The sequence below is a fragment of the Pseudoxanthomonas sp. G3 genome, assembly GCF_057654715.1.
The window spans coordinates 3,331,336-3,351,723 of record NZ_CM172805.1 but is presented as its reverse complement, the minus strand read 5'-3'; the positions used below and the strand labels follow the sequence as shown (position 1 = coordinate 3,351,723).

The 20,388-nt window shown below is 68.7% G+C and carries 18 protein-coding genes; 14 read left to right on the top strand and 4 right to left on the bottom strand.

Translation table 11 applies throughout. The features are described 5' to 3' along the window. Nucleotides 1-11 precede the first annotated feature (11 nt). Nucleotides 12-827, bottom strand: a complete 816-nt coding sequence (locus tag AC23D6_RS16075; RefSeq protein WP_487750214.1) for a S1/P1 nuclease — start codon at nucleotides 825-827, stop codon at nucleotides 12-14. Nucleotides 828-884: 57 nt separating this feature from the next. Next, on the bottom strand, nucleotides 885-1,505 hold the full coding sequence (locus AC23D6_RS16070; RefSeq protein WP_487750213.1) for an OmpW/AlkL family protein: 621 nt from the start codon (nucleotides 1,503-1,505) through the stop codon (nucleotides 885-887). A gap of 163 nt (nucleotides 1,506-1,668) precedes the next feature. Here AC23D6_RS16070 and gap point away from each other — a divergent pair, with 163 nt between their 5' ends. The 11 genes from gap to gloA2 all read left to right on the top strand — a co-directional run bounded on the left by gap (nucleotide 1,669) and on the right by gloA2 (nucleotide 15,759). Then, complete coding sequence (gene gap, locus AC23D6_RS16065) at nucleotides 1,669-2,673, top strand: type I glyceraldehyde-3-phosphate dehydrogenase (RefSeq protein WP_487750212.1); 1,005 nt, start codon at nucleotides 1,669-1,671, stop codon at nucleotides 2,671-2,673. A gap of 236 nt (nucleotides 2,674-2,909) precedes the next feature. Further along, nucleotides 2,910-5,654 carry a DUF2339 domain-containing protein gene (locus AC23D6_RS16060; protein WP_487750211.1) on the top strand — a complete coding sequence of 915 codons (2,745 nt, stop codon included), beginning with the start codon at nucleotides 2,910-2,912 and terminating at the stop codon, nucleotides 5,652-5,654. Continuing rightward, the gene (locus AC23D6_RS16055; protein ID WP_487750210.1) at nucleotides 5,651-7,018 is read left to right on the top strand and encodes a DUF3999 family protein; all 1,368 of its coding nucleotides are present in this window, start codon (nucleotides 5,651-5,653) and stop codon (nucleotides 7,016-7,018) included. Before AC23D6_RS16060 ends, AC23D6_RS16055 begins: the two co-directional genes overlap by 4 nt. 75 nt (nucleotides 7,019-7,093) lie before the next feature. Further along, nucleotides 7,094-8,269 carry a phosphoglycerate kinase gene (locus tag AC23D6_RS16050; protein WP_487750209.1) on the top strand — a complete coding sequence of 392 codons (1,176 nt, stop codon included), beginning with the start codon at nucleotides 7,094-7,096 and terminating at the stop codon, nucleotides 8,267-8,269. Then, a complete protein-coding gene (locus tag AC23D6_RS16045; protein WP_487750208.1) occupies nucleotides 8,266-8,910 on the top strand; it encodes an HAD hydrolase-like protein in 645 nt (214 codons plus the stop codon). The genes AC23D6_RS16050 and AC23D6_RS16045 overlap by 4 nt, the downstream gene beginning before the upstream one ends. A 265-nt stretch (nucleotides 8,911-9,175) precedes the next feature. After that, the gene (pyk, locus tag AC23D6_RS16040) at nucleotides 9,176-10,645 is read left to right on the top strand and encodes a pyruvate kinase (protein WP_487750207.1); all 1,470 of its coding nucleotides are present in this window, start codon (nucleotides 9,176-9,178) and stop codon (nucleotides 10,643-10,645) included. A 152-nt stretch (nucleotides 10,646-10,797) separates the two neighbouring features. Beyond that, complete coding sequence (locus AC23D6_RS16035) at nucleotides 10,798-11,802, top strand: class I fructose-bisphosphate aldolase (protein WP_487750206.1); 1,005 nt, start codon at nucleotides 10,798-10,800, stop codon at nucleotides 11,800-11,802. 298 nt (nucleotides 11,803-12,100) lie between these two features. Continuing rightward, the gene (locus AC23D6_RS16030) at nucleotides 12,101-12,574 is read left to right on the top strand and encodes a MarR family winged helix-turn-helix transcriptional regulator (RefSeq protein WP_487750205.1); all 474 of its coding nucleotides are present in this window, start codon (nucleotides 12,101-12,103) and stop codon (nucleotides 12,572-12,574) included. Between the two features lie 8 nt (nucleotides 12,575-12,582). Next, nucleotides 12,583-13,674, top strand: coding sequence for a hypothetical protein (locus AC23D6_RS16025; RefSeq protein ID WP_487750204.1), 1,092 nt, complete (start codon nucleotides 12,583-12,585; stop codon nucleotides 13,672-13,674). Nucleotides 13,675-13,814: 140 nt separating this feature from the next. After that, on the top strand, nucleotides 13,815-15,371 hold the full coding sequence (locus tag AC23D6_RS16020; protein WP_487750203.1) for an MDR family MFS transporter: 1,557 nt from the start codon (nucleotides 13,815-13,817) through the stop codon (nucleotides 15,369-15,371). Nucleotide 15,372: 1 nt separating this feature from the next. Beyond that, nucleotides 15,373-15,759: an SMU1112c/YaeR family gloxylase I-like metalloprotein gene (gloA2, locus tag AC23D6_RS16015; RefSeq protein WP_487750202.1), complete on the top strand. Its 387-nt coding sequence runs from the start codon at nucleotides 15,373-15,375 to the stop codon at nucleotides 15,757-15,759. 217 nt (nucleotides 15,760-15,976) lie between these two features. Here the strand turns inward: gloA2 and cysK are convergent, their stop codons facing one another. Next, entirely contained in the window at nucleotides 15,977-16,951 is a 975-nt protein-coding gene (cysK, locus tag AC23D6_RS16010) for a cysteine synthase A (protein ID WP_487750201.1), read from the bottom strand. Nucleotides 16,952-16,972: 21 nt separating this feature from the next. Further along, nucleotides 16,973-18,427 (bottom strand): siroheme synthase CysG, encoded by a 1,455-nt coding sequence (gene cysG, locus AC23D6_RS16005; protein WP_487750200.1) that lies wholly within the window; start codon nucleotides 18,425-18,427, stop codon nucleotides 16,973-16,975. Nucleotides 18,428-18,599: 172 nt separating this feature from the next. Between cysG and AC23D6_RS16000 the strand changes: the two genes are divergently transcribed. The 3 genes from AC23D6_RS16000 to AC23D6_RS15990 all read left to right on the top strand — a co-directional run bounded on the left by AC23D6_RS16000 (nucleotide 18,600) and on the right by AC23D6_RS15990 (nucleotide 20,387). Next, nucleotides 18,600-19,583, top strand: coding sequence for a LysR family transcriptional regulator (locus AC23D6_RS16000; RefSeq protein WP_487750199.1), 984 nt, complete (start codon nucleotides 18,600-18,602; stop codon nucleotides 19,581-19,583). An 82-nt stretch (nucleotides 19,584-19,665) separates the two neighbouring features. Beyond that, nucleotides 19,666-20,013, top strand: a complete 348-nt coding sequence (locus AC23D6_RS15995; protein WP_487750198.1) for a hypothetical protein — start codon at nucleotides 19,666-19,668, stop codon at nucleotides 20,011-20,013. Further along, nucleotides 20,010-20,387, top strand: coding sequence for a DUF2809 domain-containing protein (locus AC23D6_RS15990; RefSeq protein ID WP_487750197.1), 378 nt, complete (start codon nucleotides 20,010-20,012; stop codon nucleotides 20,385-20,387). The genes AC23D6_RS15995 and AC23D6_RS15990 overlap by 4 nt, the downstream gene beginning before the upstream one ends. Nucleotide 20,388: the final 1 nt, after the last annotated feature.

Sequence of the window (20,388 nt, the reverse complement as noted above, 5' to 3'; positions counted from 1 at the left end):
GGATGGGGGAACTATCCTCGGGACAATGCCGCGTTGAGTACCTTGGCGAGCGCCACGCCGCCGGCTCGCAGTTGTCGCTCCACGACGGGCAGATGCCGGTCGACGTATATCTGGTCCAGCTTGGCGCGGCGCGGATAGAAGCCGGGCTGAATGACGACGCGGCACGACTGCGTTGCCCAGTCCGCCGACGGCGGCGGCAGCACGACGACGCCCAGCGACGGACGCGGCAGCGCCCGCAGCCGGCGCAGGTACTCGGCCTCGCTGCGGCCGGTGGACAGCAGCATGCGGCTGTCCCACAGCGTGTGCAGGTTGGTGCCGCGCCCGTCGAAGTTGATTTGCACCTCGTTGCCGCCCTTGTCGCGGCCATAGCCGGCATGCAGCGGCTGGTGAACGTCGCCGACGAAGTGGACGACGAACTTCAGCGCCTGCAGCCGTTCGGCCTGCGTGCGCTTGGGGTCGGCCAGGATCGCAGCCTGCGTCCTGATGGCTTCCACCACGCAGTTGCCGTCGGGGCAGTCGCGCATCTGTTCGTAGGCGCAGGCGTGTTCGCCGATGTTGACGAAGTGCCAGCGCGACGTCTTCTTGCCGAGCACGGGATCGCTGTCGCGCAGGTCGTCCGCCCAGCTGGCGATGCCGGCGAGGGTGGGGTCCGGCTCGCCTTTCAGCAGCACTTCGGCCTGGCGTCGCGCCGCCGGCGTCAGGTCGTCCCACGCGAGCTGCGCGACCAGGCGATGGCCCATCGGACCCCACGCCCACGCGGGTGCGGACAAGAAGGTGCCGGCGAGCAAGACGACGAGGGTGGCGGCAAGAAGAAGGGGACGGACCATGTCGGTACTTTACCCGACACGGGCCGTCCCCATTGCGCGTCGCGTGCTGAGCGTGGCTCAGAACTTCACGACATAAGCCACGCCATATACCAGCGGGTCGATGTTCGCGGTACCCAGCTTGGCGCCGTCGACCTTGACGTCGGTATCGATGTCGATCCAGCGGGCATCCACGCGCACCGCGCCACGCTCGCTGACCTTGATGTCCATGCCGACGTGCGCGGCCAGGCCCCATGAGTCATCGAGTTCGAGCTTGGTGCCGTCCAGCGCGCCCTTCGTGTCTTCGCTGAAGAACGTGGTGTAGTTCAGGCCGGCGCCGAGGAACGGCGAGACCTTGCCCTTGCGGTTGAAGTGGTACTGCAGCGAGACGGTCGGCGGCAGGTGCTTGGTGCTGCCCACCGTGCCGACGCCGTCGACGGCGATGTCGTGCTGGAACGGCAGCGCGGCCAGGACTTCCAGGCCGAGGTTGTCGCGCAGAAAGTATTCGAAGGTGATGGTCGGCTTCACGTCGCTGTCGATGTCCAGCGGCAGCGTGCCGCCGGCGAGGGCGCCGTTGCCGGATTTCGGGTTCACCTGATGCGCGCCGACGCCCAGCGTCCAGTCGCCCTTGGACTGGGCGAAGGCGGGAGCGATGGCGCCCAAGGCGAGGGCGATGGCAATCGGGATCAGGGTCTTTTTCATGATGGTGACGCTCGTTGGAATGTGGGGCCAGTCTCCGCCCGCCATTCGCACGCCGCCTTGATCCTGATCAATGCCCGCGACGGCGGGCGGGCGGGGCGGCCTGATAGAATGTCGGCCCCCGTCAACCCCGCCGCGCCGGGCGCGGCCGCAGGAGTCCTGAGCAATGTCGATCAAGGTGGGTATCAACGGCTTCGGCCGCATCGGACGCAACGTGCTGCGTTCCGCCGTGCAGAACTTCGGCAACGACATCGAGATCGTCGCCATCAACGATCTGCTGGAACCGGACTACCTGGCGTACATGCTGCAGTACGACTCCGTGCACGGCCGCTTCGACGGCGACGTGAAGGTCGAAGGCGGCGCGCTGTTCGTCAACGGCAAGAAGATCCGCCTCACCCAGGAACGCGACCCGGCCAACCTGAAGTGGGACGAGGTCGGCGCCGAGGTCGTCATCGAATCCACCGGCCTGTTCCTCGACAAGGCCACCGCGCAGAAGCACCTCGATGCCGGCGCGAAGAAGGTCATCCTGTCGGCGCCGTCGAAGGACGACACGCCGATGTTCGTCTACGGCGTGAACGACAAGACCTACAACGGCGAGGCGATCATTTCCAACGCCTCGTGCACCACCAACTGCCTGGCGCCGATCGCCAAGGTCCTGCACGACAAGTGGGGCATCAAGCGCGGCCTGATGACCACCGTGCATGCGGCGACCGCGACGCAGAAGACCGTCGACGGCCCGAGCAACAAGGACTGGCGCGGTGGTCGCGGCATCCTCGAGAACATCATCCCGTCCAGCACCGGTGCGGCCAAGGCTGTCGGCGTGGTGATTCCCTCGCTCAACAAGAAGCTCACCGGCATGTCGTTCCGCGTGCCGACCAGCGACGTGTCCGTGGTCGACCTGACCGCCGAGCTGGAAAACCCGGCCTCCTACGAGGAGATCAAGGCCGAGATGAAGGCACAGAGCCAGGGCGCGCTGAAGGGCATCCTCGGCTACACCGAGGACAAGGTGGTGGCCACCGACTTCCGCGGCGACACCCGCACCTCGATCTTCGACGCCGAGGCCGGCATCGCGCTGGACCCCACGTTCGTCAAGCTGGTGGCCTGGTACGACAACGAGTGGGGCTATTCCAACAAGTGCTTGGAAATGGTCCGCGTCGTCGCCGGCAAGTAAGCCGCAGCGCGGCCCGGGCGGCCGCTGCATGACCCGATACGGGCGCCTCCAGGGCGCCCGTATCGTTTCCGGGTATCGCCAAGTGATACCCGATGCGCCGTCCGAAACCACCGGCGGATCGGAATCTTGCAAATCCCCGGGCCATGCCCGAGGCTGCGGACGCGGCTGCATGGACGGCCGGAGGGCGCGGCATTCCGCGTCCTTGCACCGGAAACACGCACAGGCGAGGTCGGGGAATGGATGACGTGGTCGGGTTGTTGGTCCTGGTGGGGCTGGCCGTACTGGCCATGCCCGTCCTGCTCATCATCGCGTTGGTGTCGGTCAGCGGCCTGAAGCGCCGTGTGACGACGCTGGAAGCGCAGATCGCGCAGTTGCGCGCGGCACGCGCTGCCGAAACCGCCGTGCCGACCGCCAGCGTGGCGACGGCGACACCGGCCGCACCACCGGTCGACGAAGGCCCCACGCTGGCGGATCTGATGCGCGAGGCCGCGCCCACGCCGCCGCCGCGCGTGACGCCTGCCCCCGCCGCGGCCCCCAGCCGCACCGCCGGTCCGCCGCCGATTCCTCCTGCATCGGACGTTCCGCGTCCGTCGCCGCAACCGTTGCCGCCGCGTCCCATGCCGCCAGCGCGTCCCGCGACGCCGGGCCTGCTCGAAGTCGCCCTCCGCGCGGTGCAGCGCTGGTTCACCGTCGGCAACGTGCCGGTGAAGATCGGCGTGCTGGTGCTGTTCGCCGGCGTCGCCGCGCTGCTGAAGTACGGCGCCGACCAGGGCTGGTTCACCCTGCCGCCGGAGCTGCGCCTGGCCGGCGTCGCCGCGGCCGCGCTGGGGGCGCTGGTGTTCGCCTGGCGCAAGCGCGAGAGCAATCGCGCGTTCGCGCTCAGCCTGCAGGGCGGTGCGATCGGCGTACTGCTGCTGGTGGTGTTCGCCGCCTTCAAGATCTTCGGCCTGATGCCGGTCGGCGCGGCCTTCGCGCTGAGCATCGCGCTGGTCGCCGGCGCGGGCATGCTGGCCGTGCTGCAGGATGCGAAGGCGCTGGCGGTCTTCGCGCTGCTGGCCGGTTTCCTCGCCCCGATCTGGCTGTCGACCGGTAGCGGCAATCATGTCGCGCTGTTTTCGTATTACGCAGTGCTCAACGCGGCCATCGTCGGCATCGCCTGGTACAAGTCGTGGCGGCTGCTGAACCTGCTCGGGTTCGCGTTCACGTTCGGCATCGGCACCGCGTGGGGCCTGTTCGATTACGCGCCGGAGAAGTACGGCACCACGCAGCCGTTCCTGGCGCTGTTCTTCGTGTTCTACCTGCTGATCCCGCTGCTGTTCGCGCGTCGCCAGCCGGCCAGCCGGCGCGACTTCATCGATGGCTGCCTGGTGTTCGGCATGCCGTTGGTGGCGTTTTCGCTGCAGGCCGGCCTGATGCAGGGCGGCACGTTCGAAGACAGCCGCCTGCCGCTGGCGTTCTGCGCGCTGGGGCTGGGCGTGCTGTACGCAGGGCTTTCGTGGCTGCTGCGTCGTCGCGAGGACTATGACGTGCTCGCGCAGTCCTACGCGTTGCTCGCCGTAGGCTTCGCCACGCTGGCGGTACCGCTGGCGCTGTCGGCGCAGGCGACGGCGTGCGTGTTCGCGCTCGAAGGTGCGGCGCTGGTGTGGTTGGGCCTGCGCCAGTCGCGACTGTTGCCGCAGTTCACCGGGGCAGGCCTACAGCTGGCCGCCGCGTGCGCGTTCTTCATCGCGCGCGCAGATGCGTGGACGTCGGGCAACGCCTTCGACGTGCCGGTCGCGCCGATGTTCGCGAACGCGCCCTTCATGAGCGCGCTGTTGATCGCGATCGCCGGTTTCGCCAGCGCGTGGAGTTATCGCGGCCGTCAGGACGCGCTTGCGGGCCTGTACTACCTGTGGGGCCTGGCCTGGTGGCTGGGCAACGGCGCGCTGGAGATCAGCCGCTTCCTGGGCCATCGGGACGAGCCCGATGCGATGCTCGCCTTCGCTGCGCTGACGGGGTGGCTGGCGGCCGAAGTGCATCGTCGCCGTCCTTCGAGTGGACTGGCGTGGACAACGCTGGCGGCCTTGGCTTCCGCGGTGCCGCTGGCGCTGTGGCAGGCAGACGTGCACCAGCAGCCTTTCGCAGGCAACGGCGCGTGGGCGTGGCTGGCCTATGCGGTGTTGGGCGTGCGCAGCCTGCTGTGCCTGCGCGACAGCGAGCATCGCCTCGCCGGTGCGGCGCAGTTCGTGTGGTGGCTGGTGTGGCCGCTGGTGGCGAGCCTGCTGTTCGCCTGGTTGCCCGACTGGCTGGAGGGCATGGGCCAGGGATGGACGGCCGGCCTGATCGCGTTGCCGTGGCTGGCGGTCGTCGCCCTCGCGCTGTTCCGCTGGAACTGGCTGGCGGCGCCGCTGGGCGAGCGTTTCGACGGCTGGCGCACGCCGCTGCTCGGCGTGCTGTTCTCCGTGCTTGCGCTGTGGTGGGTGGGTTCGCTGTTCGTCGCCGGCGGTGCCGCGCCGCTGCCGTGGATCCCGGTGGTGAATCCGCTCGAGCTCGCACAGCTCGCGGTGCTCGTCTTGCTGCTGCGCTGGTGGATGCCGGAGGACCGCAGCATGGCGCCCGCGCAGATCGTGCTGCTGTCCGCGGCAGCCTTCGTCTGGGTCACCTCGGTCGTGCTGCATGCGGTGCATCACTGGGGCGGCGTGCCGTGGGATGGCGCGCTGCTGTCGGGCAGCCTGGCGCAGACCAGCCTGACCGTGGTGTGGAGCGTGCTGGGCGTGCTGGGCTGGGTGATCGGGTCGCGTCGCGGCCAGCGCATGTTGTGGCTGGGTGGCGCCGTGCTGATGGGCGTGGTGCTGGTGAAGCTGATGACGGTGGATCGCCAGCACCTGGGCAACCTGCTGGGCATCGGTTCGTTCATCGCCTATGGCCTGTTGTGCACCGTGGTGGGCTACCTGGCGCCGGCGCCGCCGCGTCGCGCCGATACCGAGGAGGCGACCGCATGAGAACGGTGTTGCTTGCTTTTGCGTTGCTGGCGGCCACGCCCGCGTCGCTCGCCCAGTCGCCGACGAATGCCGCGTACGCGAAGCGTTGGCCGCTGGCCCTGTCGGCCGAGCGCGCGGGCGCCTACCGCGTCGAACTCGATCGCACCGTCTACGCCACCACCGCGTGGCCCGACCTGCGCGATGTCGACGTGCTGGATGCGCAAGGCAAGCCGGTCGCCGCCGCCTTGTTCGCCCCCGAGCAACCCACGGCGCTGCCGGCGCGTCGCGTCGTGGTGCCGTGGTTCCCGCTGCCGGATGCGGCTGCCGGCACGGCGGGAGTCTCGCGTGTATCGGCGCAGTTCGGCGACAACGGGCGCATCGTCCGCATCGACGCTGATGGCGGCGCGCCTGCCACTGCAGACCGCGGTGGCAGATCCTTCCTGGTGGACCTGAGCGGTATCCGCGACGACCCCGAGGCCCTCGAGCTCAGCTGGGAACCGGGTGCTTCGCGCGAAGCCGCCTTCCGCATCGAGGGCAGCCAGGACCTGCAGGCCTGGGACGTGCTGCAGGACCGCGTGACCCTGGTGGAACTGCAGCGTGGCGACCAGCGCCTCGTGCGCGCGGAGGCCCCGATCCGAGGTGGCTACCGCTACGTGCGCTTCGTGCCCCTGGACGCCGCCGACGCGCTGCCGATCCGCGAGGTGCGCGTGCGCCTGGACGCCGCGCGCATGCAGGAAGCGGTGGCGTGGTCGGACCTGCGCGGTCGTCGCGTCAGCGAGCAGGGCGTCGACGCTTACGTGTACCAGAGCGACGGGCGTTATCCGGTCGCGCTCGTGGACCTGGCGATGGACGACTTCGCCGTCGGCGAATGGACGCTGGAGAGCCGCGATGCGGACGATGCACCGTGGCGATTGCGCGCCGGCCCGTGGGTGGCTTACCGCGTGGATGGCGATCGTCCCAGTGCCTCGCCCGAGCAGCCGCTGTCGAGCGGACCGGTGCGCGACCGCTACTGGCGGCTGCGCAGTCGGGGCCCGTTGCCCGAACAGTCCCCAACCCTGCGGTTGGGCTACCGGCCGGAGGTGATGGTGTTCCTCGCGCAGGGCACGCCGCCCTACGCGCTCGTGGCGGGCAGCGCGTCGGCGCGACGTGCCGCCGTGCCGATGCCGGCACTGGTGGATGCGCTGCGCCGCGACCGCGGGCAGGACTGGCAGCCGGCACCCGCCTACCTGTCGCCCGCCGCCGCGTTCGCTGGCGACGCCGCGCTGGTGCCGCCACCGCCCCAGCGCGACTGGAAGGCCTGGCTGCTCTGGGGCCTGTTGCTGCTCGGCGCGGCGCTGGTCGTCGCCTTCGCCTTCAGCCTGTTGCGCAAGCGCCCCGCGGCGTAGATCGCCCGCGGGTTTGCGGCGTTGGAGCGCAGCCGGGACAATAGGCGTCTTTCCGGCTGCCCAGGACTCCCCCCGATGCCCATCGTCCGCATGACCGACCTCGACCTGACCGGCAAGCGCGTGCTGATCCGCCAGGATCTCAACGTGCCGATCGACGCAGGCCGCATTACGTCCGAGCAACGCATCACCGCGTCGCTGCCCACGTTGAAGCTGGCGCTGCAGAAGGGCGCCGCCGTGATGGTCACCTCGCACCTGGGCCGGCCGAAGGAAGGCGTGTGGAGCGAGGCCGATTCGCTGGCGCCGGTCGCCGCGCGCCTGTCCGAGCTGCTGGGCGTGGACGTGCCGCTGGTGAAGGACTGGGTGGATGGCGTGGACGTGCAGCCGGGGCAGGTCGTCCTGCTCGAGAACTGCCGCATGAACGTCGGCGAGGGCAAGGATGACGAGGCCCTGTCGAAGAAGTACGCCGCGTTGTGCGATGTATTCGTGATGGATGCTTTCGGCACGGCGCACCGCGCGCAGGCCTCCACGCACGGCGTGATCCGCTTTGCTGCCGTGGCGGCCGGCGGCCCGCTGCTGATGGCGGAACTGGATGCGCTGGACAAGGCGCTAGCCAATCCGGCGCGCCCGCTGCTCGCCATCGTCGCCGGCAGCAAGGTGTCTACCAAGCTTGAATTGCTGACCAGCCTGGTCGGCAAGGTGGATCAGCTGATCGTCGGCGGGGGCATCGCCAACACGTTCATTGCGGCGGAAGGTCACGCCGTCGGCAAATCGCTTTACGAAGCGGATCTGATCGAGACCGCGAAGAAGATCGACGCCGACGCCAAGGCCCGCGGTGCCGAGATTCCGCTGCCGACCGACGTGGTCGTGGCTACCGCGTTCGCGGCCGACGCACCCGCCACCGTGAAGGCCGTCGATGCGGTCGGCGCGGATGACCTGATCCTCGACATCGGTCCTGAGACCGCGCAGCGCTACGCCGCGTTGATCAAGTCCGCCGGCACCGTGGTGTGGAACGGCCCGGTCGGCGTGTTCGAGTTCGACGCCTTCGGCAAGGGCACCGAGACGCTGGCGCGCGCGATCGCGCAGTCTGCGGCGTTCTCCATCGCCGGTGGCGGCGACACGCTGGCGGCGGTCGACAAGTACGGCATCGCCGACGACGTCAGCTACATCTCCACCGGCGGCGGGGCGTTCCTGGAATTCCTGGAAGGCAAGACCCTGCCTGCCGTCGCCGCACTGGAAGCGCGCGGGGCGTGAGCCGCCCCGCGCTGTTCTTCGATCTCGACGGCACGCTGATCGATTCGGCCATCGGCATCACCCGCTGCATCACGCATGCGCTGACCCAGCTGGATCACCCGGTGCCGACGGAGGCCGAACTGCGCGGCTGGATCGGGCCGTCGCTGCGGACCAGCTTCATGCCGCTGTTGGGCGATCAGGCCAAGGTCGAAGCCGCGGTCGAGCACTATCGCGAACGTTTCGAATCGCACGGCTGGCTCGAGCACCAGGTCTACGCCGGCATCGGCGATGCCATCGAGGCCCTGCATGCGGACGGGCACCGGCTTGCCGTGGTCACGGCGAAGAACGAGCCGCACGCGCGCAAGATCCTCGCCCACCTGCCGTTCGGTCACCGCTTCGAGGACATCATCGGCGCGACGGCCGATGGTCGCTTGAGCCACAAGAAAGACCTGATCGGCGAGGCGTTGCGGCGGCTATCGTTGACGCCCGACGCCTGCTGGATGATCGGCGACCGCCGCATGGATATCGAAGGCGCGCGCCACCACGCCATGCGCAACGTGGGCGTGTTGTGGGGCTTTGGCGGCGAGCAGGAATTGCGTGACGCCGGCGCCGATCACCTGGCGGAGACGCCCGCGCAGCTGGCACCGGTGTTCGGCGGATAGCGCCGAGATCAAACGCGCGTTTCATCGGTGGATTTGCGCAGTCGGGTGTGCGCGCGCAGCATCACCGCTCGATGCTCAGACCAAAAAAATACCAGTAACGCGATGCGACGGCATTGCGTGAAAGCGCTCAAAAACAGCGGTTTCGCCTACCTCCGGTAGACATCCGCGAGGCTGTCCCGGGACACCGCGCACGCGTCGGGATCATCGGTCGTTGCGGCGTTCAATCGCTGTGGTAGCGTTTGCGCGATTACAGGGAATCCGCACCATGACCGAACGCCAGCGCCGCACCAAGATCCTCGCCACCCTCGGACCGGCGACGGACCCGCCTGGCGTGCTCGAGGAATTGTTCCGTGCCGGCGTCAACGTGGTGCGCCTGAACTTCTCGCACGGCGATCCCTCGGGGCAGGCCAAGCGCGCCGCTGCCGTGCGCCTCGCCGCGCAGCGCGTGGGCGCCGAAGTCGGCATCCTCGCCGACCTGCCGGGCCCGAAGATCCGCATCGAGCGTTTCGCCGAAGGCAAGATCGTGCTGAAGAAGGGCGACCGCTTCGATCTGGTCGCCAACGCGGACGCGCCGCCCGGCGACATCCACCAGGTCGGCGTCAGCTACCTGGGATTGCCGGGCGACGTGGCGCCCGACGATGTGCTGCTGCTCGACGACGGCCTGATGCAGTTGCAGGTCGTACAGGTCGACGGTGAGCGCATCGTCTGCACGGTGCTCAACGATGGCGTGTTGTCCGACCGCAAGGGCCTGAACAAGCAGGGCGGCGGCCTGTCGCTGGGCGCGCTGACCGAGCGCGACCGCGAGCTGATCGCCTACGTGGCGGAGAACATCGGCGTGGATTTCATCGCCGTGTCGTTCTGCCGCAACGCCGAAGACATGAACGAGGCCCGCCGCATCGCGCGCCAGCATGGTTGCGATGCTGCGCTGGTGTCGAAGATCGAACGCACCGAGGCCATCGAGAACCTGGCCGAGATCGTCGATGCCAGCGACGTGGTGATGGTCGCGCGTGGCGACCTGGGCGTGGAGATCGGCGACGCTGAGCTGCCGGGCCTGCAGAAGAAGATCATCCGCGAGTCACTCGCGCGCAACAAGGTCGTGATCACCGCCACCCAGATGCTGCAGTCGATGGTCGATAGCCCGATCCCCACCCGCGCCGAAGTGCTCGACGTGGCCAACGCCGTGATCGATGGCACCGACGCGGTGATGCTTTCCGCGGAAACCGCGGCCGGCAGCTATCCGGTGCGTGCGGTGGAAGCGATGGCGCGCATCTGCCTCGGCGCCGAGAAGCAGTTCGAGATGGACACCGATTTCGAGAAGGCGCCGCGCAACCTCGAGCGCGCCGACCAGGCGATCGCGATGGCGACGATGTTCCTTTCCGAGCACATCGGCGTGCGCGCGATCGTGGCGATGACCGAATCCGGCGGCACCGCGCGCTTCCTGTCCCGCTTCCGCTCGAATGCGCCGATCTATGCGTTCTCGCGGCACGATGGCGCCCGCCGCAAGATGGCGATGATCCGCGACGTGTTTCCGATCGCGTTCGACAGCCGCGGCTTGGCCCCGCGCGAGGCCGCGCGCGACGCGATGCGCGTGCTGCACGACCGCGCCCTGCTGGCCGAGGGCGACCGCGTGATCTTCACCAGCGGCGACCACATGGAAAAACACGGCGCCACCAACACGCTGCGCCTGCTGCAGATGGGCGAGCGCGGCAAGGCCGAAGGCGTGGGCGAGCTGTAACCGGGCGAGCTGTAACCGGTTTCCCGGGACGCAGCGAGGTTCCGCGGCGCCGGATCCGGGTGCGCCGCAGCGCGTCCGCGTGCGTCGTCACCCGCGGGCAGTCCCAAGCGGGCTACAATTGGTATCTTTCCCGCCGCTCCTCCAGGAACCCCATGAGCATCGAACAGCTTGCCGAAACCGCCCAGGCCATGGTGGCCGCGGGCAAGGGCATCATCGCGATCGACGAGTCCACCACCACCATCGCCAAGCGGTTCCAGGGCGTGGGCATCGAGAACACGGAAGAGAACCGCCGCGCTTACCGCGAGCTGCTGCTCACCACGCCGAAGCTGTCCGACTACATCTCCGGCGCCATCCTGTATGACGAGACCATCCGCCAGTCCACCAAGGACGGCGTGCCGTTCGCCAAGTACATGGCCGAGCACGGCATCATCCCGGGCATCAAGGTGGACAAGGGCACGCACCCGCTGGCCGGCTGCCCCGGCGAGGTAGTCACCGAGGGTCTGGACGGCCTGCGCGACCGCTTGAAGGAGTATTACAAGCTAGGCGCCCGCTTCGCCAAGTGGCGCGCGGTCATCACCATCGGTGAAGACATCCCGTCCGGCACCTGCATCGAAGCCAACGCCCATGCGCTGGCCCGCTATGCCGCGCTGTGCCAGGAGTGCGGTCTGGTGCCGATGGTGGAGCCGGAAGTGCTGATGGACGGCGACCACAACATCGAAGTCTGCTACGAAGTGACCGAAGCCGTGCTGCGTTCGCTATTCGGCGCGCTGTACGAGCAGAACGTGCTGCTGGAAGGCACGATCCTGAAGGCCTCGATGGTCATCCCCGGCAAGGACAGCGACGAGCAGGCCGATGTCGACGAAGTCGCCGAGTCCACCGTGATGTGCCTGAAGAGCACCGTGCCGGCGATCCTGCCGGGCATCGTGTTCCTGTCTGGCGGCCAGACCGACGAGCAGTCCACCGCCCACCTCAACGCGATGAACCAGCTCGGCAACCTGCCGTGGCCGCTCAGCTTCTCCTACGGCCGCGCCATGCAGCAGGCCGCGCTGAAGCTGTGGTCGCAGGACCTGAAGGGCAACTTCGCCAAGGCCCAGGCCGTGGTGTACGAGCGTGCGAAGGAAAACGGCCTGGCCGCACTGGGGAAGTGGGAAGGCTGATCGCCTCCCTCCCCGCATGATTCCGACGCCGGCCTCGTGCCGGCGTCTTTGTTTCCGGGGCTCACACGTCATCCAGTGGGGATCCGATCCTTCGACTTTCGAGCGAGAAGGTCGCGGGGTCCCCGGCCCATCTTCCGTGGACCTGGCAGGGGCGCTTGCTCGCTCGATGAGGTGACGGCAAAGGCGGGCCCATTCCGCGTCACCGATGCCTAAGTCCCTGCTCCGTTGCGAAAGCCTGGCTGAACGGATGTTCCTCGCCTTAAATATAATTGCCTAAGCAGCTATATCATAGGCACCCATGAAGACACCTGCCGGCCAGAGCACCATCGGTTATCTCATCGCGGACCTCAGCCGGCTCTTCGGCCGGGTCTTCGACCGCCGCGCCGCGCATCTGGGCCTGACCCGCGTGCAGTGGCGCGCGCTCAAGCGCATCCACCAGAGCGAAGGCATCACCCAATCCGAACTGGCCGACCTGCTCGATATGGAACCCATCGCGGTCGGTCGGGTCATCGACCGCCTGCAGAAGGCCGGTTTCGTCGAGCGCCGCAGCGATCCGGATGACCGGCGGGTATGGCGCCTGCACCTGCTGCCGCAGTCCGATGCGGTGATGCATGACATCGAAGCCGTCGCCGTGTCGGTCCGCGAGGACTGCCTGGCGGGCATCGAGGCGGACGAACTGGCCACCACGCTGAAGGTGCTCGGCCAGATCCGCGAAAACCTCTCCCAGCTCGACCGCGCCAGCCGCGGCGAGTCCTCCCTCCGCAAGAGCTGACCCCCACCATGACCAGCAAGATCAACGAGGCCGCCGAGAACGCGGCCAAAGCTCCCGCTCCCAAGCGCCGCCGCGTGCCCGTGTGGCTGTGGGTCGCCGGCCCGCTCGCCGTCGCCGGCTTCTTCGGCTGGGAATACGTCGCCTCGCAGCGCGAAGTCAGCACGGACAACGCCTACATCAAGGCCGAGCGCATCCTGATCGCGCCGCAGGTCGGCGGCCGCGTGGTCGAAGTGGCCGTGCAGCAGAACCAGCCGGTGAAGAAGGGCGACCTGCTTTTCCGCATCGACGCCGATCCGCTGACGATTGCCGTCGCGCAAAACGAAGCGCTAGTCGCGCGCATGGCCAACTCGGCCAACGCCAGCCGCGCCAAGGTGGTGGGCACCGGCACCTCGATCCAGGCCGCGCGCGAGACGCTGACCTGGGCGCAACGCGACCTGCAGCGCATGCAGCAGCTCGCCAGCCAGCAGCTGGTGTCGCGCAAGATGCTGGACGATGCGCGCCACGCCGTCGCTGAAGCGCGCACCGACCTGGCCGATGCCATCGCCAGCCAGTCCGAAGCCACTGCGTCGCTGAGCGGCAGCCCGGGCACGCCGACGCAGGACCTGCCCGAGTATCGCGCCGCCGCGGCGATGTTGGCCAAGGCCCGCCTCGACCTGGACCACGCCGAAGTGCGCGCGCCGGTGGATGGCATCGTCGGCCTGCATGACCTGCAGGTGGGCGAGTACATCAACGTCGGCCAGACCGCGATGCCGCTGGTCGCCACGTCGCCGATCTGGGTGGAAGCCAACTTCAAGGAAACCGAGCTGGAGAAGATGAAGGTCGGCCAGTCCGCAACCATCGAAGTCGACAGCTATCCGGGCGTGAAGTGGAAGGCGCACGTGGCCTCCATCGCCCCGGCCTCCGGCGCCGAGTTCAGCGTACTGCCGCCGCAGAACGCGACCGGCAACTGGGTGAAGATCGTCCAGCGCATCCCGGTGCGCCTGGAGATCGACGGCGCCGCCGCCGATGCGCCGCAACTGCGCGCCGGCATGAGCGCCGACGTGCACGTCGAACTGCGCGATGGCGGCACGGCCTCCAGCCGCGCCACCGCCGCACGCTAAATCCCTGTTTCCATGTCATCCCGGGCGTGCGCGGATGCGGGCGAGGGCACTGTGGTGGGGCCCGGCCCCGCTGACGCCGCGCCCCGGGTGACCTCTGGATCGTCGCGCCCCACGCGCGATGGTCTCTTCCGGAATTTCCCATGAGCACAACCGCCGCTCCCGCTGCACCCGCGCAGGACGACACCGGCAAGCGCACGCTGCTGGTCGGCTCGGTGATGCTGGCCACGCTGATGCAGGCGCTGGACACCACCATCGCCAACGTCGCGCTGCCGGACATGCAGGGCTCGCTCTCGGCCACCCAGGACCAGGTGTCGTGGGTACTGACCAGCTATATCGTCGCCGCGGCGATCCTGACGCCGGTCACTGGCTGGCTGGCTGGCCGGCTCGGCCGCCGCCGCTTGCTGATCATCGCGGTGAGCGGATTCACCGTCGCCTCGCTCTTGTGCGGCATCGCCACCGGCATCGGGGAAATGGTGCTGTTCCGCATCCTGCAGGGCGTGTTCGGCGCGTCGCTGGTGCCGATCTCGCAGTCGCTGCTGCTCGACGCCTTCCCGAAGGAGAAGCACGGCGCTGCCATGGCGATGTGGGGCATGGGCATCATGGTTGGCCCGATCCTCGGGCCGCCGCTGGGTGGTTTCCTGACCCAGAACTACAGCTGGCACTGGGTGTTCCTGATCAACCTGCCGATCGGCATCCTGGCGTTGATCGGCATCATGGCCAGCGTGAAGAAGGACGCGGTGCAGGAACGCAAGCTCGACGGCGTCGGGCTGGCGCTGTTGGCGCTGGGCATCGGTGCGCTGCAGCTGTTCCTCGACCGCGGACAGAGCGAAGACTGGTTCGGCAGCCTGGAGATCCAGGTCGAGGCCGCGATCGCCTTCCTTGCGCTGTACACCTATGGCCTGTGGTGGTGGCGCAAGCGCGAGCACGCGCTGCTCGATCTGGGCCTGCTCAAGAATGCCAACTTTGCCGTCGGCTGCGCGTTGATCTTCGTCGTCGGCATCGTGCTGTTCGCGACGCTGGCACTGCTGCCGCCGTACCTGAGCACGCTGATGAACTACCCGGTGCTGACCATCGGCCTGGTGCTGGCGCCGCGCGGCGTGGGCACGATGTTCAGCATGATGGTGGTGGGTCGACTCCTGGGCCGCATCGATGCGCGCTGGCCGATCCTGGTCGGCATGGGCTTGATGGTGTTCTCGCTGCACGGCATGACCCAGTTCGGTCCGAACGCATCGATGCATTCGATCGTCTGGCTCGGCGTCATCCAGGGCATGGGCCTGGGGCTGGTGTTCGTGCCGATTTCGACGGTGGCCTACGCCACCCTGGAACCGCACCAGCGCACCGAAGCCGCCGGCCTCTTCAGCCTGGTGCGCAACATCGGCTCGTCGGTGGGCATCTCGGTGGTGATGACGATGCTGTCGCGCGCGCTGCAGGTGAACCACGCTGAGATCGGTGCGCGCATCCCGGCCTTCGGCGCGGAGACCACGCTGCTGCCGGCGGCGATGAGTCCGTCCACGGCCACGGGCCTGGCGCTGCTCAATGCCGAGGTCAACCGGCAGGCATCGGCTATCGGCTACCTCAACGACTTCAAGCTGATGATGCTGCTCACGCTGGTGTCGATGCCGCTGGTGCTGCTGATGCGCGGCGGCAAGGCGCCATCGGGCGGCAATGCAGGCGCCGATGCGGCGGCGGCTCACTGACATGCGCATCGAAGGCCTGCATCACGTCGCGATCATCGCGTCCGACTACGTGCGATCGAAGCGCTTCTACACCGAGGTGCTGGGGTTGCGTGTCATCGCCGAGCACTACCGGGCCGAGCGCGACTCCTGGAAACTCGACCTGGCGCTGCCGGATGGCACGCAGGTCGAGCTGTTCTCGTTCCCGTCGCCGCCGGCCCGCGTGTCGCGGCCGGAAGCGTGCGGACTTCGCCACCTGGCCCTGCGCGTGGCCGACATCGACGCCGCTATCGCGCATCTGCACGGGCACGGCGTCACCACCGAGCCGGTGCGCGTGGATGAATACACCGGCCGCCGCTTCACCTTCTTCGCCGATCCGGACGATCTTCCGCTCGAGCTCTACGAGACATAGCGTTCGCGCGTGGGAGCGACGTAAGTCGCGATCGCACGCCATCCGCGACAGCGATCCGTGCGGGGTTCCTAAACCGACAGCGATCGGTTTCCAGAAAGTCCCACGGCATCCGGAATTCACGATCGCGACTTACGTCGCTCCCACGCCGACTTCCGCATCGCCTGGTTCGCCCTTGCACCTCCTACGGTCGCGCGACAGATGATCTGCTACGTCGGACTTACGGCAGCGCAGCGTCGCCCAGCGAGGCCAGCCACTCGTCGTCCGACCCTTCGTTGACGCCTTCGAACAGCGGCGTGGAGAAGTAGCGCTCGCCCGTATCCGGCAGCATCGCCAGCAGCACGTCGCCCGGCTTGGCTTTCTGCGCGACCTGCAGCGCCGCGGCGATGGTCGCGCCGCCCGAAATGCCGACGAAGATGCCCTCTTCGGCGGCGAGGCGACGCGCGGTGGCGATGGAGTCCACGTCGGTCACCGGCAGGATCTCGTCGGCGACCTCCCGATTCAGCACCTCCGGCACGAAGTCCGGCGTCCAGCCCTGGATCTTGTGCGGCTGCCATTCCTTGCCCAGCAGCAGCGATGCGCCGGCCGGCTCGGAGGCGGTGATGCGCACTTCCGGACGCGCGACCTTCAGCACCTCGCCCACGCCGGTCAGCGTGCCGCCGGTACCCCAGCCGGTGACGAAGTGGTCCAGCCGCAGGCCGGCGAAGTCGCGCAGGATTTCCGCCGCCGTGGTCTGGCGGTGATAGGCCGGGTTGGCGGGGTTGGCGAACTGGCGGGCAAGGAACCAGCCGTGCTGCTTCGCCAGCTCTTCCGCGCGCCGCACCATGCCGCTGCCGCGCTCGGCGGCCGGCGTGAGGATGACCTTGGCGCCATAGGCGCGCATCAGCTTGCGGCGTTCGATCGAGAAGGTCTCCACCATCACCGCGACGAACTTGTAGCCGCGCGCCGCGGCCACCATCGCCAGCGCCACGCCGGTGTTGCCGGAGGTCGCCTCGATGATGGTGTCGCCGGGCTTCAGCAGGCCCTTGGCCTCCGCATCGAGGACGATCGCCAGCGCGAGGCGATCCTTCACCGACCCGCCCGGATTGAAGGACTCCACCTTGGCGTAGAGGGTGACGTGCGCCGGCGCGATGCGGTGCAGTTTGACGACCGGGGTGCGACCGACGGTGTCCAGGATGCTGTCGTAGATGGCCATGGAATCTCCAGGTGGGAACGGTCAGGCGGCCTGCAGTGTGGGCGCCGGAAGGTTGCGGGAATGTGTGGGTACCGCCGCGCCGATCGGGGGCTGGCCGAACCAGTGCAGCGTGCCCGCCAGCGCCGCCACCTCGCCGAGGATCAGCAGGGCGGGTGAGCGTACGTGGTGTGAACGCGCAGTTTCCGGCAGATCGGCCAGGGTGCCGTTCAGCACGCGTTGCTCGCGGCGGGAGCCGTTCTCCACGATGGCGAACGGCGTGGAAGGCGCGCGCCCATGGGCCAGCAGGCGGTCGCGCAGGCCTTCCAGGCCGGCCACGCCCATGTAGACGGCCAGTGTCTGCCGCTCCTGCGCCAGGGCCGCCCAGTCGAGCGTGTCCAGCGAGTCCTTGCAGTGCGCGGTGACCAGCCGCACCGCCTGCGCATGGTCGCGATGCGTGAGCGGGATGCCCGCGTACGCCGCGCACGCGACGGCGGCGGTGATGCCGGGCACGACCTCGTAGGGAATGCCATGCGCGCGCAGGAACTCCAGTTCTTCGCCGCCGCGCCCGAACACGAACGGGTCGCCGCCCTTCAGCCGCACGACGCGGTGCCCGGCACGCGAATGCTCGAGCATCAACGCGTGGATGTCCTCCTGCCGCGTGCTCTGTCCCGTGGCCGATTTGCCGACTTCGATGTAGGTCGCATCGCGGCGCCCGAGACGCAGGACGTCTTCGCTGACGAGGCGGTCGTGCAGGATCACGTCGGCTTCGTTCATCGCGCGCAGCGCGTTGAGCGTGAGCAGGCCCGCATCGCCGGGACCGGCTCCGACCACGGCGACGGTGCCACTGCGGGATGCCGGCACCGCCTCGTCCAGCGCGGCGAGGAACTGCTGTTCGGCCTGCGTATGCAACTGCTGCCGGAACAGGCGCGGCAGGGGGCCGGCGAGGATCTTCTCGAAGAAGCGACGGCGCTCCGCCGGCTGCGGGAAGCGCTGGCGGATGCGCTGGCGCTGGCGCGTGAACAGCTCGGCGAGCGAGGCCCACGAATCGTCCAGCAGGGTCTCCAGCTGGCGACGCAGGTGCCGGGCCAGCATCGGGGCGCCGCCTCCGCTGGAGATGGCCAGCTGCAGCGGCCCGCGCTCGACGATGGCCGGTACCTGGAAGCTGGACAGCGCGCCGTCGTCCACCACGTTGGCGAGCAGGCGACGTGCGTCCGCCGCGGTGGCGACGGCGCGGTTCACGGTGCGGTCGCCGGTGGCGGCGATCACCAGCCAGGCATCGTCCAGATGCGCGGGTTCGAACTCGCCCTCCAGCCAATCGATCCTTGCTGCGGCGTGCCAGGCGGCCAACGTGCCGGTCAGTGTCGGCGATACCACCCGCGGGCGGGCACCGCTGCGCAGCAGCGCCTCGGTCTTGCGCTCGGCGACGGCGCCGCCGCCCACGACCAACACCCGGCGGCCTTGCAGGTCGGCGAACAGGGGAAACAGCGGAGCGCTCACGGGGGTGCCGGGCAGAAGCGGGCTGATGACCGTACTGCCCGGTCATAGCGGTCGGAAATGACATCCCACCAAAACCATATGCCTTGCGGTTATAAGTGGTGCCGGCTACGGTCCGGGGAAATCCTCTACAGTCCAAGGCCCCCTCCGGTGGGCCGATCCGCGCCCCACGTCGATGACGCTGACCCAACTCCGCTACCTCGTGGCGATCGCCGATGCCGACCTGAACATCACGCTGGCAGCGGCACGCGTGCATGCCACCCAGCCGGGCCTGTCCAAGCAGCTCAAGCAGTTGGAAGACGAACTCGGTTTCCTGCTGTTCGTCCGCAAGGGCCGCAGCCTGGAGAGCATCACCCCGGCCGGCCAGGAAGTGATCGAGCGCTCGCGCCTAGTGCTGGCCGAAGCCAACAACATCCGCACCTACGCCGCCAACCAGCGCCGCGAGAGCCAGGGCCAGCTGGTGCTGGTGACCACGCACACGCAGGCACGCTTCGTGCTGCCGCCGGCCATCGCCCAGATCAAGCGCGACTATCCGCAGGTCAGCGTCCACCTGCAGCAGGCGCCGGAAAGCACCGCGCTCGACCTGCTCACCCAGGGCGACGCCGACATGGCGGTGGTCAGCACTGCGGGTGACCAGCCGCAGGCCGGCATCGCCGTGCCGCTGTACCGCTGGCGCCGCCTCGTCCTGGTGCCGCGCGGGCATGCGCTGGAACAGGCCGGCGGCGTGCCGGGCATGGCCGACTTGGCCGGCCAGCCGCTGATCAGCTACGAATCCTCGACGCGTCCGGGTTCTTCCTTGCAGCGCGCCTTCGCCAAGGTCGGGCTGGAGCCCAACATCGCGCTCACCGCGCTCGATGCCGACCTGATCAAGACCTACGTGCGTGCGGGCCTGGGCGTGGGCCTGCTGGCCGAGATGGCGGTCAGCGCGGCGGATACCGACCTGCGCGCGTGGCCCGCGCCGGTGGAAGTGAAGGAGTGCATCGCCTGGGCGGTGCTGCCACGTGAACGCGTGCTGCGCGATTACGCGCTCGACTTGGTGCGCGCGCTGGCGCCGCAGATCGATCGCCGCGACCTGCGCCGGGTGATCGACGGCAACCAGGATCCGGACTGGCCCGAGCCGCCCAGTTGGCAGGCGCTGACCCAGACCATCACCAGCTGAGCGTCCCCCGTTGGCGTGATTGACGCCGCACCGGCGTCCGGGCGAGGCTGGCAACCTCTCCCGGGCATGTGTCGGCATTCCCATGAACCGCATTTCCAAGATGGTCGTGCGCATGTACGTGCCCGCGGCGGTGATCGCGGCGGGCGGGCTGGCGACCGCCGAAGCCGTGACCCGTACCGGGCGCTCGCTGGGCGAACTCACGCCGCAGCGGCTGGCGTCGCTCGCCTTCCTGCTCGCCATCCTGCTGGGCACCGCCTGGGCGCTGCATGCGACCTGGCGCCTCTATCGCTGGGCACGCGGCCACGAACTGCGCTGCGCTTGCGGCGGCATGATGTCGCGGGTGCGCTACGACCGGCAGCGGCAGAAGTACCGCAAGTGCCTTGCCTGCGGTGGCAAGAGCCTCGAGGGCGCGCATTGCGGCAGCGCGTGAGGTGGCGGTTCGATCCGATCGCGGCCGGAGGCGCGCTGAGCCTGCTCGTCTTGCTCGTCCTGTTGGCGACCGCCGGCGCGGGGCTGGGCTGGATACGCAGTTTCGTCGGCGACGTTGTCGCCGTGGTCTGGGTGCATTGCCTGCTCGCCAGCTTCGTCTGGATGCGCCCACCGTGGCGACCGCTGCTGGCGCTGGCGGTCGGGCTCATCATTGAGGCCATGCAGTACGCCAACCAGCAGATGGATTGGCAGATGGCGTCGCCGATACTGCGCATCGTGCTGGGCAGCACGCCCGACTGGCTCGACGTGGTCGCCTACCTGATCGGTTTCGTGCTGGCGTGCCTGCTGGAGCGGCGCTTGCCGGGGCGCAAGTGAT